Raw genomic sequence first — 16,631 nt, forward strand, 5'->3', positions numbered from 1 at the left:
CGCGGTCGACAGTGGAGCGCCGTTACTCAAGACCAAACCCGCCCAATGACGCCTCTGCGCGATGAGATGAGCTGTTTTTCAGAAAAATATGAATTTTTCCTCCCCTGTTTTGCTCATATCAGCATGAGCAACGGTTACGTCCAACGTTGCGGTGTTTTTGAATGTGAAATGCAAGGCTGAGGGAACGAGAAATGGCTCAATCAGAGCAGTATGGGAAGCCTGAACCAGGTGAAGGTCTGGTGCTTGTCGTTGAAGACGAGCAGACAATCCGTGACTTCGTATGTGAAATCCTTGAGACGGATGTCGGACTTCGCACCAAGGCCGTAGAAAACGCTGACCAAGCCATGAAATACCTGGAAGAGCACACGAATCGGGTTGCGCTGCTGCTCACCGATGTCCGTATGCCCGGCAGCATGGATGGTATTGCCCTGGCCAACGTGGTGGGCGAGCAGTGGGCGCACATCCCCGTGGTGGTGATGTCGGGCCACGGCACGCCCGGCAGCGATCAGTTGAAAGACGACGTGCTGTTCATTGCCAAGCCCTGGACCATCACGCAACTGGTCAACGGCATCATGGACAGCCTGGGCGCAGAAGGCATTGCCCACGTATCAATGGACGATCCGAACTGAGCGCCTTCGAGCCTGCTGCGCGCAATGAGTGCTGAATGGCATTGCGCGCAGCGCCGGGGGTGTGGTTGCGACCGGGCTAGCCGATGAACCGCTTAGAAACATTCATGCGCTTTTCAACCAGTCGCTCAAGCAATTCTTCTCGACGCGCCCGATCCGCCCTCTCCTTTGCCAACAACTCAGGCAGCATCTGACACGCTTGTTGCGCACTCATGATGAAAACGCCGTCATCGTCGCCAATGGCAATGTCGCCCGGCTGTACCGTCACCTCGCCAATCCTGATCGGACTGTTGAGCGCCCCGCTTTCTCCAAGGCTGCGCGTGGTCACGGCACTGATAGCACGACTGAACACCGGCAAGCCATGCTCGCGAAGAGCGGCGACATCGGTGACGGCACCGGACACCACTACACCGGCCAACCCTTTGATCAGGCCCGCCAAGGTGCGCAGCTCGCCCCAGCATGCGCAATGCGCATCACCTGCACATTCGACGACCAATACGTCGCCAGGCTCGCTGTTGATCAAGGCGTCACGCAGGATGCTGCCATCGGGCAGGTCCACCCGGACAGTGACGACGTTGCCGACCAGCCGCGCCCCTTCAGACACAGGCCTGATGCCCGGCAGATAACCGGATTCGGTCAAGTGGCCGATGGTCGATGCTGAAATTTCCCGGTACTGATCAAGTACGTCGTTGCTGACGTGTTGCTGCCTGGGTGCGATTCGCTCGTTCATCGGCATTTCTTTGGCCTCAATAGCGGACAGGTCGAGCAATACTCGACGGGATTGCTGGCGTCGTAATAAAAACAGCAGGTGCGGCGAAAGCGAATGCTTTGCCCGGTCGGCAGTGTCGTCGGCGGTCGCCTGAAATGCTTGAGCGGGTTGTAGTCCAGCCCGAACAACGATGGATCTGCATGGTTCAACAACCAGTCGAAATCCGCTTCGTACCGTGCCCGAATGGCAGGGTCATCGACTTTAGCCATGCGCTTTTCATACAGCGAGTACACACGTACTGCGGTGTTTTCCCACAGGATGCGTCGAGATATACCGCTTACCCGGTTGAAGGTTTCCCATAACGGCTTCAACAGGTCGGCAAACAGCGCACGGACAATGGACGCCCGCCAGAGGTCGCGCGCACCCTCCTCGCAGCCAATCGGCGTGATGGCTGTCATCGGCATGGCCGATGTCCACACGCCATTGTCATGGGCGTACTCGACCACACTGTTGTCCAGCGACAGTATTAGCCCTTTGTCATAGACCGACATCGCGTACAGGCAGGCCCCCGTGCTCAGGAAGGAAAAACGCTTGGCCAGCAACGAGGCTGTGATGGCGAGCGTTGGCGAACCAATGACAGGCCCCAAGGCGGCGAGCATCTGCCTGCACACCTCTTCATCCAGCAACGCCCGTGCGGGCAGTGAACGCGGATCCCGGGTGTCGGCCGTCTTTAACTGCAACGCACCGCTGAGCACCGCCCATTCGGCGTTGCTGAAGGCTTGCCCCTGAGTCATTGGGGCAGTTCCCGGCCAAAGGGAATGCACAGCGGCGTACCAAAAAACGGGTCGGCGATGATTCGGCAGTTCAGGTCGAAGACCTGTTTGACCAGCGCTTCGCTCAGGATATCGGCCGGCCGCCCTTGCGCAAAGGCCGTACGCTGATGCACGGCAATCATGTGGTCGGCATAGCGACACGCCAGGTTCAGGTCATGCAGGACCATGACGATGGTTTTGCCTTCCTGCCGGTTCAGGTCGCGCAGCAGGTCCAGCACTTCGATCTGATGGGCCAGATCGAGAAAGGTGGTTGGCTCATCCAGCAGAACGATATCGGTGTCCTGAGCCAGGGTCATTGCGATCCATGCGCGCTGACGCTGGCCACCGGACAACGCATCCACCGGGCGTTCGGCCAGTGCCAGCGTACCCGTCTGCAACAACGCTTTTTCGACCATCGTTTCATCCTGGGCAGACCACTGCTGCATCCAGTTCTGGTAGGGATAACGCCCCAGCGCCACCAACTGCCGCACGGTAATGCCTTCAGGCGCACTGGGCATCTGCGGCAGAATCGCCAGTTCACGCGCGACGGTTGCAGTGGATTTCTGGTGAATGTCCGCGCCATTGAGCACGACTGTGCCTTGCTGGGGCTTGAGCAAACGGGCCAGGGATTTGAGCAGGGTGCTTTTGCCGCAACCGTTACTGCCGATCAACACCGTTACCTGGCCCTGAGGCAACTGCAGGTCGAGGCTGTCGATGATGACTTGGCCTTGATAACTCAGGGTCAGGTCATGGGTTGCAATGGACGCCATCCGAAATTCCTTAATGCCGCTGGTTGATCAATAGATACAGAAAAAACGGCGTGCCCAGCACCGCGACAAAAATTCCTGCGGGCAGGTCCAACGGCAGGAACAGGGTGCGTCCGGCCAGATCGGCCAGCATCACCAGATTGGCCCCCATCAGCGCAGACATCAGCGCCTGACCGGCAAAGCCAGGCGGGATCAGGCGCTTGGCGATATGTGGCGCAATCAACCCGACAAAGGCAATCGCCCCGCCCCAGGCCACCGCCAGCCCCGCCAACGCCACGCTGACCAGCAGCAACCCGGCGCGCAACCACTGCACGCGTACGCCGATACCCTGCGCCAGATCATCGTCGAGTTGCTGCACCCGCACCTGCCGAGCCAGCAGCACCAGCAAGGGCAAAAGGACCGCCAGCCAGCTTGCCAGTGCGCGCGGCTCAGGCCAACTGGCACCATACACGCTGCCGGTCAGCCAGACGTAGGCCGACAGGGTGGTGGTCAGCGGGCTGAAAACCAGAATGAACGTGGTCACGGCCGCCAGCAGTGCCGACACCCCTACCCCGATCAGCACCAGCCGCAACGGCGACGCGCCCTGATTCCAGGCCAGCAGATAGATCGCCAGGGCCGCCAGGCCAGCGCCGCACATGGCGGCCAATGGCAGGAACTGCGCGCCCAGCGCCACCGAGAAAAACGACAGGTAAATCACCGCCGCAGCGCTGGCACCGCTGGTAATACCCAGCAGGTCCGGGGAAGCCAGCGGGTTGCGGATAATGCTCTGCAAAATCAGGCCTGAAACCGCAAGCGCCGCCCCCACCAGTGCAGCCAAGGCCAGTCGGGGCATGCGCAATTGCTCGACAATGAACACCAGGCTGTCATCCGCGTGGCCGAAAAGCACACTGAACAATGTCGCAGGCGACAGGTTGACCTTGCCCAGTGACAACGAGGCCATCATGACCGCCAGGGTAAAAATGACCGCCGTGAGCAGCCGCGTCAGCCCGGCGAGACTGAACCGTCGCGAGAAACCGCGATAGCGCAACGTGAGGTGCTTATCCATAACGAGCCCCCCGGCGTGCCAGCGCAATGAAAAACGGTGCGCCGAACAGCGCAGTCATCACACCGACCGGTACTTCCTGCGGCAGAATTACCACCCGCGCCAGGGTATCGGCCAACAGCAGCAGCGTTGCCCCCAACACCGCACAACCGGGCAGCAGCCAGCGGTGATCGATCGACAGCGTCTTGCGCACCATATGGGGGACCAGCAGACCGATGAACCCGATGCTGCCTGCCAACGCCACCGCGCTGCCTGCGAGCGCGATGATCACCCCGCTCATCAGCAGGCGAATGAGCCCGGTACGTTGTCCCAGTGCCGTAGCGATGGCTTCGCCCGTGTTAAGCACATTGACCTGCCCTGCCAGCAGCAGCGCGGCGATCAACGACAACAGCACACACGCCAGTAACGGTGCAGCAGTGGCCAGGTCACGTTCCGACAGCGAGCCTGCAAGCCAGAACAGCACGGTATCCAGTCCATCCTGATTGACCACCAGCAGCGCCTGACTGAATGCGGTAAACAGCGCGGTGATCGCGGCACCAGCCAAGACGATACGCAACGGATTGAGGCTGCCCTGCCCGCGATTGCCGATCACCCAGACCAGACACCCGGCCACCGCTGCGCCGATAAACGCACACCACAGCCACTGACTCATCGACGTCAGGGTCAGCAGCGAAGAGCAGACAATGATCGAAAATGTTGCGCCAGCATTGATGCCGAACAGACCCGGAGACGCCAGTGGGTTGCGTGTCAGGGCCTGCATCAGTGCACCGGCGACCGCCAGGCTTGCGCCCACCGCAATGGCCATCAGCGTGCGGGTCCACCGGCTGTCGAGCAGAACATGCTGGCTGGCGCTGAGCGCGTCGGGCTGCCAGACACTGGAGAAGATGGCTGCGGGCGAAATCCAGCTGGCGCCCGAGGCAAGGCTGAGCCCCATGCAGACCAAGAGCATCGATAAGCCGACAGCCAGTTTTTTTCCCGCACTCATGAAAGGTTGTTCCCGAGCGCAACCCGCGCTATCTCGTCGAGCATACGATTGGCCCCCAGGATCCCGCCGGACAGACTCCAGGCCACTGCATCGACGCGCCAGACCTCTCCGTCCTGCGGGGCGCGCAATTGTTTCCAGAACGGATGTTGCACAAGCTTTTGGTAATTGTTCATCGCGGCTTGGTTATCACCGCGTTGAAACACAAAGAACAGGTCGGCATCGACCACAGGCAGACTCTCTTTACTGCTGAGTTTGAGGGAAACGCCTTGCGCTTCGCGGGCAGCGGGTGTCCAGGCGAAGCCCAGTTCAGTGAGCACTGAACCTGCAAAACTGGCGGGCAGATAACTGCGGATGTGGTCTTCGCGGATATCGAGCACCGACACGGTAATGGGCCAGCGGCCGGCGAACTTCGCCTGCAACTGCTCCCGTAATTGCACCACGCGGCGCTGCCACTGCCCTAACAGGTCGACGGCCATCTGCTGACGGTTCAGCGCCGCGCCCATCATCGCCAGCGTGCGCTTGAACTCGAACACCTCCTCCAGCATTACCAGCGGAGCGATCTGTTGGAGCAAGGGGGCAATGCGTTGATGGCGAAAGCGCGAGGCGACGATCAGGTCCGGCTTGAGCAGTACGATGTCTTCAAGGCTCGGCTGGGTTTCCAGGCCGACATGGGGCACCGCCGCCAGCGCCGGGCGCAGGTAGCGGTACATCGGCTTCTCACTCCAGGAGTCAACGACACCGCAGGGTGTCACACCCAATGCCACGGCGGTGTCGGAAGCGCCCTGAAACAACGTGACCACCCGCAACGGCGCTGCCCGGGCAATGCCGGGCAGCGACAAACCGGGTAACACCAGCAGTCCCAGCGATAGGCGCAATGCCCTGCGCCGGGACGATGACAAGGGTTCGTCAGACGTCACGTCGCAACCTGTGGAACGGGTTGACCACTTCGCCCTTGCCGAACGGCATGCTGCCCGGGCCGCCCGCGCGGGCGATCATTGGCGTGAGCAGCAGTTTTTGTGGCCAGTTCGGTGCGTCGAACAGTTGGTGCCGGAGCATGGTGCGGGCCTCCTCGTCGAATTCAATGGTGGTGATCAGGTCGTCCAGCACGTCGCGCAATACAGTCCACAACGCGGTCACAGGAACCTCGTAAACCTGCGCGAGTGTGTCCATGATTGCCCGGACATTGACCTGGATACCCAAGGTCTGCAGCCAGAACAGCAAATCTTCAGGGCGCTCATGGTACAGGGTATTGGCATGACCTTTCTTCATTCGATAGACCGGATCCTGCATACCGTTGCGTTCCAGCCACGGCACGAAGATGCGCAGCGAGTCGTGATCGCGCAACAACAAGCCCTGCGCCTGCCCGGATTTCCACACCAGCACCGCATTTTGCCCATGCACTTCGCCGAGCATGCCTAGGCGCAACATGCGCAGGTTGATGTCGAAGAAACGGTGGCTCAGCTCGCGAAACAGCGTCAGCACCGAAGCCTGGTTGCGCGGCAACTCACGATAAGCCATCCACTCATCGAAGAAGTGTCGGTTACTGCCCGGCAACGGCGTGCCCAGCGCAGCCATTGGCAGCAGGCGGCACTCAGGATCGTCGAGCAGTTCGGAGGGATACGTGCGCACCATCGCAGAGAGGTGGCGCGGCCCTTCGTCGAACAGGCTCGCGTCTTTCGGCATGAAGGCCCACCACTTGCGCTCGTCGCACAGGTGCAGCGAGCGACTCAGCGCTTCATCCTTATGGACCACCTGGCGCAGCAACACCTCACTGAGGTTGCCGTTGATCATCTTGACGGCTGGCAGATAACGCGACGCACCCAACGAATGGATGGCCATTGGCAGTTTTAGGTAATCGGCGCTGTCGAAGCATGGCGTCATCGAGCGCAACGATGAAGTGGCGAACACCGAGGCTTCATTGAAATCCAGACGCAGGCAATCGCCCTTGGCCAGCGCATCACCCACCTGCGCGTCCAGCACGTGATCGAACTGCCAAGGGTGAACCGGCAGCGCGACGTGGCTGTTCGCAACGCCGCGATCCTTCATTTCCTGATCAAGCCTGACTTGCAGGTGTGTAGGCAGCAAATGGCGAGCCGGGAACGACGTCTGCAGATCATCGACGCCCTCACCGCATTGCAGCAGGGTTTTGTCGACCGCCACCCAGTTGAGCGCGACCGGCTGGGCGAACTCGGCCTGATAGGCGCGGTATTGCTCCTCGCTCAAGCCCTGCTTGGCCTTGGCCAGCGGATGGTACGGACGGTCACGCAGCGACGCCCACTGTTCCATCGTACGGAAGAACGTATGACCGTCCTGAGCCATCAGGTTTTGGTCATCCACCTTGTGATCCAGCGACAGCGCGGTCTGCCAGACGCTGATGCGCAACACATCCAGAAACAGCGACAAGCCCTTTTCGTTGTCGGCAAAACGCGGCGCCATGCCGGCAAACACCCATTTCATGAAGTCTTCGGGCGACAACTGCGTCCAGCGCTCGCCCTGACGGCCCAGAACCGGCGTGCCGGGTACTTTCTCCCATCGCTGAGTGATGCCCGGGCGCAGCGCGATACTGATAAAGCGCTGCTCGGCGGCATCGCAGTTCCAGTCCCAGACCTGCTGGCCCGCACCTTGACCGGCCAATGCAGGCGCGTGCGGATGGCTCCGTTGCCAGGCTGCGGTGTCTTGCAGGTTCAGGTTATCGCCACCGAAGAAATCTTCGGCCAGCAGGCAATCGACCAAATCCTGCATGACCAGGTCTACCGCATGTGATGTGAAATTCATCGAATCAGTTTCCTTCTACAGAATGTTGGGTCAGGCGGGCCTGAAGCGCACGAAAGGTAATGCCGCGCTCATCCCCCAGAACAAAAGCGTTGACGCCACGGGCCTGCCAGCGAGCGGCGTCGCCGGGCTGGCGGGGAATCGTGCAATATGGAACACCTGCGGCTTGGGCAGCCTGCCAGGCATCGAGCAGCGCTTGCTGCACGATGGGTTGATCGATCTGCCACGGCATGCCAAGCGATTGCGACAGGTCAGCAGCGCCCTCAAGGATCATGTCCAGCCCCGGCACCGCAGCGATCTCGCTGGCGCGGCGCACGCCTTCGGCGCTTTCGATCATCGCCACCAGCATGATTTGCCGGTTGGCCGCCTCCACGTACTGCGCCAGGCTATGTTTGCCGAACGCACCCGGACGACCGGCATTGAGGCTGCGATGGCCCAGTGGGTGGTACTTGCAGGCGGCGATGGCGGCGGCCAGTTGTTCGGGGCTTTCGATCATCGGCAAGACGATGCCCTGCGCCCCGCCATCAAGCAGTCGCAACAGCGTTTTCGGGTTCAGATCGGCGACCCGCACCAATGGCGTCAGGTCATAGCTTTCAGCAACACGGATCATGTTCTCCACGGTTTCCGGGTTGATCAGCACGTGTTCCATGTCGATGATCACGAAGTCGAAACCGGCTTCGGCAATCAGCTCGATGGACGCCGGGGCCGGAATCGAGCTGATCAGCCCGTACACGGCCTGGCCGCTGCCCAGCTTTTGCTTGAGTGTGTTGGTCCTCAACATCATTGCGGCCTGTATGCGTGCAGTGGGTTGGGAACCGACCTGAACCGGCGCTCGCTGTCACCGAGCAAGCGGCGCTTGGTCAACTCTTCCACTTCGTAAGTCGGTGCGAACACATCGAACAGACCGTAACGTTCCTGGTGCTGCGGATGCGCTTTTTGATAGTCCAGGATCACGTCGGCGGTCATTTCCCAGAACAGCGCTTCGTCCAGCTGATACTGCTGGCGCAGGAAAATGGCCATTTCAGCCAGGCAGATGAAGAAGAAACAATCGCAGGAGAAGTCGCGTACCGCGTTGACATCATCGGTAACGATGAACGAGTTGCGGTTGAGCTTCGCGTGGCTGGCAGGCAGCGGCACCAGCTCGGGGCACAGTTCGGGGCGACCCAGATGTGCAGGCGAATACCGCACGCCGTCATGGAAGTCCTTGAGCGCAATACGCTGCGGCCAGCCGTCCTTGACGATCAAGACGATGTTCTGGCCGTGGGATTCCATACCGATGCCTTCGGCGTAGAGCATGTGGATGATTGGCGGCACGGTGACGCTCAACAGCTGCCGGGTCCATTTTTCCAGGCCGTATTGGCGCACCCAGGCGTCGATGAATGGTGACTGATCGCCGTCGCCATATTGGTTCTCGACATGGCTCAGGCCGTTGAACGGCACGGCTTGCTCGTCGTCCCTGAGGTACCGGTGAAGGCTTTCGCGCCAGATCGCGCCCAGCGTGCCGTATGTTTGTGCCGAACGTGACTCCGGCAGATGACGGTAGTCGAAACTGACGCCGGCGACTTCGCCAAGAATCACGAAATCCAGCTCGCGAGCGGTGCTGTCGGTGCCAATCAGATGTTGCAGCCAGTCGGCGATGATCGGGCCGTTCAACACGGTATGGCGCGCCAGAATGCGTGTACTGGATGTATTGGTCATGCTCATGGACAGCTTGACGTAGGGCTTTTTCGGATCGCTGGCGTTAGCCAGGGTGCGGATCGATTGCTGGGCCTTGTACACGTCGGCCGAGGTACCCAGATAAATCAGTTCGCCGCTGGCCAGCTCCGGAAAGAACGTCGAAACCGTCAGGTTGTCCCATTGCCACGGATGGACAGGCATCAACTGGTAGTCGTCTATGGATTTGCCCTGCGCCGCCAGTGTATGGGTAAACACTTGCCACCGCTGCGCGCCCAGCTCTTCGCGCACGAACTGTGGGAAATTCATGGCTCGGGAATGCCCGACCGACGCGCTGGATTTTGCGACCGCCAGCCAGACCACTGAAATGGGTGTCGCAAACTCAGGTCCGTAGTTGACGTTGTCATCCAGCGAGAAGCCGATACGCGATTTGTAGCAAGGGTGGTAGCTGTGGGCGTCCATGAAATGCTGTTCAAGCGCATCGACGTCCAACTGATGCGCAGGCTTTGCAGGCTGGTAACCCTGAGTGCGGGCTTGCAGGTCCTTGAGCTGAGTCTGCTCGATTTCCTGAATGAAACGCGCTAGATGTGGGCTGTCCTTGAACGGGCTCAGCAGCTCGGCCAGCGCCAGATGCAAGTCCGGAACAGTGCGCTTACCGTCTTTGTCGACGCGTTCCAGGCTGGCATGGTCCAGGCGGATCAGATCGAAACTGGTGCTCAACAATCCATTGCAGCGGTATTCGACCGGAGCCTGTGAGGCATCGGTGACAGGGACGACGAACAGGTGCCGATGCTCGTCCAGCGACACGCAGGTGTAAGGCAGCGCGGCTTCATACAGCAACGTTTGCAACAACTGGCCTATCACCCGGCGCTGCACCTTTGTGTAACGGCCGGCGTCGATATCGGCCAGCCAGTCGCCGGTGGCTGGAGTGTTCGCAGCGTGTTGAACGAGCGGTAACGGGTTCAGCGGTAAAGGGGTTGCCATAGTTCATACCTCGAACGGAAATTATCGGGTTTCGACCGCGCCGGGCTCAGCCTCGACGCGCTCGTTTTCAAGAGGAAAACGCCAGGCACAGGGCAGTGCCAGCAGAATCAGAATGCCGGTGGCAACGAAGACTTCGCTGATGGCCGAGGGGGTGGCGGCCGGTCCCGCTGAACTGATGCGGAACTCAAGCCACAGCGAGGCAATGACAATCCCCAGCGATGCCACGAGACGCCGTGAAATGTTGTTCATCGCTGCACCCTGAGTGACCATCGGTTCGGGCAGTGCATTGAGCCCGGCGGTGGTCACCGGCATGTAGGAAAGCCCAAGGCCTGCGCCACGGATCATCATCAACACGAACACCACACCAATGGCCGCGTCGGCTTTGAGCAAGCCCAAGGCCAGCGTCGAAATGCCGGTCAGCAGCAGGCCGATGGCAACCACTGCGCGCGGGCCGTGCCGGTCCAGAGCCTTACCGCCCCACTGCCCGAACAGGCTGGCAAACGCGGCAGTACACAGCAGCGACAGACCTGTCCAGATCGGGTTGTAGCCCATCACGGTTTGTACCAGCAGCGGGAGCAGCACCAGGCACTCGAACATCCCGACCGATTGCACCACCGCGACGATCACGCTCATCCGGTAGCCGCGCAGGTTGAACAGGCGCAGGTTGAGCAGCGGAGCCTTGCGGCGCAGTTCTACCCAGACAAAAGCGATCAGGCAGACCACCGCCACCAGTACCATTGCCTGATTGAGCGGATCCCGCAGCGCCTCGGCATGGTGCATCCGGCTGATGGCAATCATCAGCAGTCCGATACCCGACGCGATCAGCAGGTAACCGACCAGATCGAACGGCTTGCGCTCTGGCGGCTCCGAAGCAGGTAGCACGCCGATGCCCAGCACCAACGCCAGCAGGCCGATGGGCACATTCATCAAGAACAGCGAACGCCAGTCGAACCACTCCAGCATGAGGCTGCCGCACAACGGCCCGAGCGCCGGAGCCAGCATGACGGCGGCACTCCACAGCCCGGTCACACGGCCCCGTTCGTGCTTTTCGTACACGGCGAAGATGATGGCCAGCGACAACGGGATCATCAGCCCGCTGGCCACGCCCTGCACCACCCGAGCCGCGATCACCACCGCGATGGAGTTGGCCAGCGCCCCCAGCAGCGATCCACCGATGAACAGCGCAACCCCCCACAGATAAAGGCGCTTGCGCCCGATCCGCTGGCTGAGAAAGCTGGTCAGCGGCATGGTCATGCCCATGCTGGTCATGAACCCGGCAACGATCCAGGTGGCCATCAGTGGACCAATCCGGAACGCTTCCATGAACGCAGGCAGTGCCGGATTCAGCGAACTGTTGCTCAGGCTCACCGTCAGCGTGCCCAGCAAAACGTTGATCACCACCCAACTGCGCGGGACGTTGAAGCGTGCTGTCACCGAGCATCCTCCACAAGGCGTTCACCGCCACGCACAAAGTGCTGTGCCGGACGCGGATGGCAGAGAAAATCCACATGGGAGATGTTGAAGCCATAAGCCCCGGCCATTGGCAGCACCAGCAGATCGCCGATGGCGACGCCCTTGAAGGGATGCTTGCGGCTCAGCACATCCTTGGGCGTGCACAGTTGCCCGACCACAGTGCAGGCCTTTTCTTCGGACTCGGCCGTCTGAGGAACGCTTGGCAAATGGATGACCGGATGATCGTGGCTCTGGGCGACCGGCAGGCGAAACTGGTGGGTGCCGCCGCGACAGACCAGAAAATGCTCTCCATGACTGGTTTTGGCGTCCAGCACTTCGATCACGTAATAGCCGCAGTAGGCGCTGATGAACCGGCCCGGTTCGAAACGCAGGATCGGCGCATCGGCTTGCTCTCCGAGCCGCTTCTCCAGATATCGGCAAAAACGCTGCCAGTCGAAACGCTGCTCGGTCAGGTAGTCCACGCCAATCCCGCCCCCGACATTGAAGTGGGTCACTTGATCCGGTTGACGTGTCAGCGCTTTCCACTGTGGCCAACGCTGCAAGTAAAAATCGATCAACTGCTCGTGCCGCTCCACCGAAAGCTGATGCGACATGGCATGCACATGAAAGCCCTTGAGCGTCAGGTGGCTGGCATCGTCTACGCGCTGCACGGCTTCAGCGAGATCCGCCTCGTCGATTCCAAACGGAGTTGCGGTTCCGGCCATCGCCAGTTTGCTCGACTGGGTAGGTGGCAACTGTGGGTTGATGCGGATGAACACCGGTTGCACGCGTCCAACGTCGCTCGCCAGTGCTTGCAGGCGCTCGATTTCGTTGAGGCTTTCCACATGGAACGCTTCGACCTTGTTGAGCAGCGCCCAGCGCAAGTCGGAGTCCAGCTTGCCGGGGCCGGAGAACACAAACGATTTGCGCGTCGGACAGGCCATCACCCGCTCGATTTCTCCGCCCGACGAGATTTCGAAGCCACTGACCAGGGGGGCCAGCGTTTCCAGCACAGGCGCTTCGCTGTTGGCCTTGATGGCGTAATACAGCTCCACTCCTGCGGGAAGCGCCGCCATGACCTCGCTGACATGCTGCTGGAGCGCATCGAGGTCGTAGACAAACGCTGCCAGTGGATCGCTTTCCAGAGCCCGCGCCTCATCGATCACCGCGCGCACCGCGTCCGGCAACTTATGCATAACGGACCTCCTTGGCATAACGTGTTTCTTCACCCCACGGCGAGGCGAGGCGCACGTAATTGGCCTCGCGATCAGCCTTAGCGGCCAGACGGACCTTGAGGTTGGTCTTGCAAGCGATGGAGTCGCCAGCAATCAGCGCGTCCAGCTCAGGTGCCGGACGCAGCAGCTCGGCGCGAATACGGCGCAGTTGTTGCTCGACACGCTGCCACATCAACGGCGCAAGGTGCGCCCGCTCCCAGCTCAAGGCCAGCACGGCTTCGGACAGGTTGTTGATCAACAGGCAGTAGGTAATGCGGCTCCAGCCCTGCTCGCGGGAATACTGCATGGATTGGCGAACACGCGGATGCAGCGCCGTTTCAATGTGCTTCATGCCCAGTTCTTCGGTCAGCTTGACCCCTTCGAAGTCGCGCAACAGCAGTTGTTGAGGACGGCCGTTGTCGTGGATCACGACGGCATTCTGCAAATGCGGCTCCATGACGATGCCGTGGTTGAAGAACAACGCCATGACCGGACGCAGCAACAGGGCTTGATACTGGTCGAACCACGTCAACAGATCCTCGTCGTCCAGCGCTCTGCCTTTGAAGCCTTCGAGAAATTCGAGCACCAGAGGCCTTGAACGCAGATCACGCGCGAACAAGGTGCCCGCCATCACGCTGCAATCGGGACCGGAGCGACGGCAGAAATTCTCTCGCAGGATCGCGCCGGTCTGCTCGCGAAACCAATGATCATCCGATTCGCTCGCACCCTTTGGCGCCCAGCTCAGGGACCCCGGCTCGGCGACAGCGGACAGCCCACCAAGGGTTTCCGGCCGTGTGGTGTGCAGACGCTGGAACAGCGCGTCGATGATCAGTGTGCTTTCCAGCTCGTACCAGGCGTTTTTCCTGACGCAGTTGGTGATACGCACGTTCAGCGAACCCTTGATGAAATAGTCGTGCCCTTCGATGTACCAGGTGCGCATCGAGGCCGTCGGGCTGGCAAGCGGCCCGCTGGTGCCCAGGTCCACCACGTCGCCCTGCTCGATCAGACGTTGCACGCGACGATCCTGCAGGAACAATTCGGCCTGGACCGGGTGCATGCAAATCAGCGCGTGGCCCGGGCGGGCTTTCGCTTGATCCACAAACCCTTCCATGACCTGTGTGTCGCTCAGACCATTGGCGCTGATTCGCAGCCCGTCCAGCGGCACTTCGAACAGGTGCAGCGCCGTTTTTGCCTGAAATTCCGGGGCATAGGTTTCCTGCGCCAGATGCTTGGGCCACAGGCGCGCCTTGGGGGCCGGGTGATTGGGGTGACCGAACCACAAGCCTTGCTCGCTGGCCAGATAACCACTCAACGGCTTGGGATGCTCGCCGCTCATGTTATGGGCCACAATCGCGGCCGTCAGTTGCTGGCTTTGCAGGACCTGATCCAGCAGTTCGTCGTTGCTGGAACGGGTCATGTACTCGCACGCAGACAGCATCTGCGCGACGAACTCTGGAAACGCCAGGCATTGCCAGGTGCCTTGGCCACGTCGCGCATAGACGTCGGACAGGTAACGGTGGCTACCCAGACGGTCCTGGCGGTCTACCAGTACGAAGAACTGTTGCTTGTTGGGCAGGCTGATGGTCAGCGGAATCCCCTTCCATTGGCCACCGTCGACAAAGCTGCCGGGCGCGATACCCAGCATGCCTTGCGGCCAGGTGTAATGAAGGCAGTCTTCTGGCAGTGCAAATTCCTTGATCAGGCAATTAAGTAAAGCGCGGGTCGTCGCCAACTCGCTCACCATGTTTGATAAAACGGTGCGATCGGTATTAGTCATGTCTGCTCCACAGTCGCTGTTCGCTGACTGTTCAGGTACGTCGCAACAAGCGTTAATAACGGCTTGCGGCCTGACAACTTACGTACGGGCATGATTTATCACGGGAACAATCGCCGCTGGATAAATCCTTTCACCCAATACACTGTATTTTTGCGGGCCTGGCATTGTTTAAAGGGTCGTCAATGAGCGACGCCGTTATGTGCGCAGTTGAAGGAGCGCTGATTTGAGGGCTTCTTCAAAACGCTGGATCACTAACTGACATTGTTCATCGGTGATAATCAACGGCGGTAATAAACGAATGACATTGCCATTTCGGCCACCGCGTTCAAGCAACAAACCGTGTTTGAAACACTGTTGTTGAATCACGAGTGCAAGTTCTGGATCCGTGGGAAAACTGCCCAGGCGGTCTGCCGGTTTGCGCTCGTCAACGATCTCGATGCCCAGCATTAAACCGCGCCCGCGCACCTGCCCCATCGCGGGATAGCGTGATTGCAGAAGCGTCAATTGGTCCATGAGCCACTGGCCACGCTTGCTGGCCTGACCGGCGAGATTCTGCCGCTGCAGCACTTCAAGCGTCGCAAGCCCTGTGGCCATCGCCATCTGATTGCCCCGGAAGGTGCCGGAGTGATTGCCCGGTGACCAGGCGTCGAACTCGCGCTTGATGCCCAATACCGCCAGCGGCAGGCCGCCCCCGACCGCCTTGGACATAACAATGATGTCCGGCTCGATGCCGGCATGTTCGAAGGCGAACATCTTGCCGGTGCGACCGAAACCTGCCTGCACCTCATCCAGAATCAACAGAATGCCGTGTTTGCGAGTCACTTCACGGATCTGCCGCAGCCAGCTGTTCGGTGCCGGATTGACGCCGCCCTCGCCCTGTACGGCCTCTAAAATCACCGCCGCTGGCAGGGATACACCGCTTTCGACGTCCTCGATGAACTGCGTGAAGTAATACCCCAGCGCCTCTGTGCCTGCTTCGCCACCAATGCCCAGCGGACAGCGGTATTGATGCGGATAAGGCAAGAACTGCACACCGGGCATCAGACCGGCTACCGCGTCTTTCGGCCCGGTGTTGCCGGTCAGCGCCAGGGCACCGTGGGTCATGCCGTGGTAGGCCCCGGAAAAGCTGATGATGTTGCTGCGGCCGGTGGCGGTCTTGGCCAATTTGAGCGCTGCCTCGACAGCATCTGCGCCGGAAGGTCCACAGAACTGCAGGCAATAGTCGCGTCCTTGTCCCGGCAGCAGGCTCAGCAGCGTTTCGCTGAAAGCGTCCTTGACCGGGGTGGTCAGGTCAAGGGTGTGCATCGGCATGCCGGAGGTCAGGAAGCTGTCCAGACTGGCCATGATTGCTTCATGGTTGTGCCCCAATGCCAGCGTTCCCGCCCCGGCCAGACAATCCAGATACGTGGTACCCTCAACGTCCGTGACCCAAAGCCCGTGCGCCTTGGCAATAGCCAATGGCAACTTGCGCGGATAACTTCGAACATTGGATTCAAACTTCGCCTGTCGAGCCAGATAGTTGGCATTGGTTTTCTGCGACGCAGTAGAGTGCAATAAGCCATCATTCAACATCTGTTAACCCTCGCTTAATTCGGGATGAAAACTATTCTCATTTCCGGAAAAGTGCAAGTACGTTATGACAAATTAATTCTGAATTTAATATGACAACGGCACAGCCAGCGACATGAACATTACAGGCACACTGAAGCACCGATTAAAGAATCGGCCATTATCAAAGTGCCACGACGGCAGCGCACAATGGGGGCGCATTCCTTATTGCGGTAATCACAACGGAACCGGTCTTTAGTTATAAAGAC

14 protein-coding genes are annotated in these 16,631 nt (G+C 60.1%); 1 reads left to right on the forward strand and 13 read right to left on the reverse strand.

From position 1 onward, the window contains the following. The first annotated feature begins 191 nt into the window (after positions 1-191). Positions 192-629: a response regulator gene (locus ALP40_RS17965; protein ID WP_122209549.1), complete on the forward strand. Its 438-nt coding sequence runs from the start codon at positions 192-194 to the stop codon at positions 627-629. Positions 630-705: 76 nt separating this feature from the next. Here the strand turns inward: ALP40_RS17965 and ALP40_RS17970 are convergent, their stop codons facing one another. The 13 genes from ALP40_RS17970 to ALP40_RS18030 form a co-directional block, all read right to left on the reverse strand. Then, positions 706-1,362: an RraA family protein gene (locus ALP40_RS17970; protein WP_258197780.1), complete on the reverse strand. Its 657-nt coding sequence runs from the start codon at positions 1,360-1,362 to the stop codon at positions 706-708. Continuing rightward, positions 1,353-2,129, reverse strand: a complete 777-nt coding sequence (locus ALP40_RS17975) for an IucA/IucC family C-terminal-domain containing protein (RefSeq protein WP_122209551.1) — start codon at positions 2,127-2,129, stop codon at positions 1,353-1,355. Before ALP40_RS17975 ends, ALP40_RS17970 begins: the two co-directional genes overlap by 10 nt. Next, positions 2,126-2,917: an ABC transporter ATP-binding protein gene (locus tag ALP40_RS17980; RefSeq protein ID WP_122209552.1), complete on the reverse strand. Its 792-nt coding sequence runs from the start codon at positions 2,915-2,917 to the stop codon at positions 2,126-2,128. Before ALP40_RS17980 ends, ALP40_RS17975 begins: the two co-directional genes overlap by 4 nt. Before the next feature lie 10 nt (positions 2,918-2,927). After that, complete coding sequence (locus ALP40_RS17985) at positions 2,928-3,959, reverse strand: iron chelate uptake ABC transporter family permease subunit (protein ID WP_122209553.1); 1,032 nt, start codon at positions 3,957-3,959, stop codon at positions 2,928-2,930. Continuing rightward, on the reverse strand, positions 3,952-4,941 hold the full coding sequence (locus ALP40_RS17990) for an iron ABC transporter permease (RefSeq protein ID WP_122209554.1): 990 nt from the start codon (positions 4,939-4,941) through the stop codon (positions 3,952-3,954). The genes ALP40_RS17985 and ALP40_RS17990 overlap by 8 nt, the downstream gene beginning before the upstream one ends. Further along, positions 4,938-5,858 carry an ABC transporter substrate-binding protein gene (locus ALP40_RS17995; protein ID WP_122209555.1) on the reverse strand — a complete coding sequence of 307 codons (921 nt, stop codon included), beginning with the start codon at positions 5,856-5,858 and terminating at the stop codon, positions 4,938-4,940. The genes ALP40_RS17990 and ALP40_RS17995 overlap by 4 nt, the downstream gene beginning before the upstream one ends. Beyond that, positions 5,848-7,716 (reverse strand): IucA/IucC family siderophore biosynthesis protein, encoded by a 1,869-nt coding sequence (locus ALP40_RS18000; protein WP_122209556.1) that lies wholly within the window; start codon positions 7,714-7,716, stop codon positions 5,848-5,850. Before ALP40_RS18000 ends, ALP40_RS17995 begins: the two co-directional genes overlap by 11 nt. 4 nt (positions 7,717-7,720) lie before the next feature. After that, positions 7,721-8,494 (reverse strand): HpcH/HpaI aldolase/citrate lyase family protein, encoded by a 774-nt coding sequence (locus ALP40_RS18005; protein WP_183136063.1) that lies wholly within the window; start codon positions 8,492-8,494, stop codon positions 7,721-7,723. Then, positions 8,494-10,371, reverse strand: a complete 1,878-nt coding sequence (locus ALP40_RS18010; protein ID WP_122209558.1) for an IucA/IucC family siderophore biosynthesis protein — start codon at positions 10,369-10,371, stop codon at positions 8,494-8,496. The genes ALP40_RS18005 and ALP40_RS18010 overlap by 1 nt, the downstream gene beginning before the upstream one ends. Positions 10,372-10,392: 21 nt before the next feature. Further along, positions 10,393-11,805: a DHA2 family efflux MFS transporter permease subunit gene (locus ALP40_RS18015; RefSeq protein ID WP_122209559.1), complete on the reverse strand. Its 1,413-nt coding sequence runs from the start codon at positions 11,803-11,805 to the stop codon at positions 10,393-10,395. Continuing rightward, positions 11,802-13,019, reverse strand: a complete 1,218-nt coding sequence (locus ALP40_RS18020; protein WP_122209560.1) for a type III PLP-dependent enzyme — start codon at positions 13,017-13,019, stop codon at positions 11,802-11,804. The genes ALP40_RS18015 and ALP40_RS18020 overlap by 4 nt, the downstream gene beginning before the upstream one ends. Further along, positions 13,012-14,814, reverse strand: a complete 1,803-nt coding sequence (locus tag ALP40_RS18025; RefSeq protein WP_122209561.1) for an IucA/IucC family siderophore biosynthesis protein — start codon at positions 14,812-14,814, stop codon at positions 13,012-13,014. The genes ALP40_RS18020 and ALP40_RS18025 overlap by 8 nt, the downstream gene beginning before the upstream one ends. Positions 14,815-15,009: 195 nt before the next feature. Then, positions 15,010-16,386, reverse strand: coding sequence for a diaminobutyrate--2-oxoglutarate transaminase (locus tag ALP40_RS18030; RefSeq protein WP_122209562.1), 1,377 nt, complete (start codon positions 16,384-16,386; stop codon positions 15,010-15,012). Positions 16,387-16,631: the final 245 nt, after the last annotated feature.

It is taken from the genome of Pseudomonas viridiflava (genome assembly GCF_003702045.1).
Classification (GTDB): Bacteria; Pseudomonadota; Gammaproteobacteria; order Pseudomonadales; family Pseudomonadaceae; genus Aquipseudomonas; species Aquipseudomonas viridiflava_C.

What these genes read in the sequence shown, in the direction of transcription:
- ALP40_RS17965 (WP_122209549.1), top strand. Translation starts at nt 192, where the DNA reads ATGGCTCAATCAGAGCAGTATGGGAAGCCTGAACCAGGTGAAGGTCTG.
- ALP40_RS17970 (WP_258197780.1), bottom strand. Translation starts at nt 1,362, where the DNA reads ATGCCGATGAACGAGCGAATCGCACCCAGGCAGCAACACGTCAGCAAC.
- ALP40_RS17975 (WP_122209551.1), bottom strand. Translation starts at nt 2,129, where the DNA reads ATGACTCAGGGGCAAGCCTTCAGCAACGCCGAATGGGCGGTGCTCAGC.
- ALP40_RS17980 (WP_122209552.1), bottom strand. Translation starts at nt 2,917, where the DNA reads ATGGCGTCCATTGCAACCCATGACCTGACCCTGAGTTATCAAGGCCAA.
- ALP40_RS17985 (WP_122209553.1), bottom strand. Translation starts at nt 3,959, where the DNA reads ATGGATAAGCACCTCACGTTGCGCTATCGCGGTTTCTCGCGACGGTTC.
- ALP40_RS17990 (WP_122209554.1), bottom strand. Translation starts at nt 4,941, where the DNA reads ATGAGTGCGGGAAAAAAACTGGCTGTCGGCTTATCGATGCTCTTGGTC.
- ALP40_RS18000 (WP_122209556.1), bottom strand. Translation starts at nt 7,716, where the DNA reads ATGAATTTCACATCACATGCGGTAGACCTGGTCATGCAGGATTTGGTC.
- ALP40_RS18005 (WP_183136063.1), bottom strand. Translation starts at nt 8,494, where the DNA reads ATGTTGAGGACCAACACACTCAAGCAAAAGCTGGGCAGCGGCCAGGCC.
- ALP40_RS18010 (WP_122209558.1), bottom strand. Translation starts at nt 10,371, where the DNA reads ATGGCAACCCCTTTACCGCTGAACCCGTTACCGCTCGTTCAACACGCT.
- ALP40_RS18020 (WP_122209560.1), bottom strand. Translation starts at nt 13,019, where the DNA reads ATGCATAAGTTGCCGGACGCGGTGCGCGCGGTGATCGATGAGGCGCGG.
- ALP40_RS18025 (WP_122209561.1), bottom strand. Translation starts at nt 14,814, where the DNA reads ATGACTAATACCGATCGCACCGTTTTATCAAACATGGTGAGCGAGTTG.
- ALP40_RS18030 (WP_122209562.1), bottom strand. Translation starts at nt 16,386, where the DNA reads ATGTTGAATGATGGCTTATTGCACTCTACTGCGTCGCAGAAAACCAAT.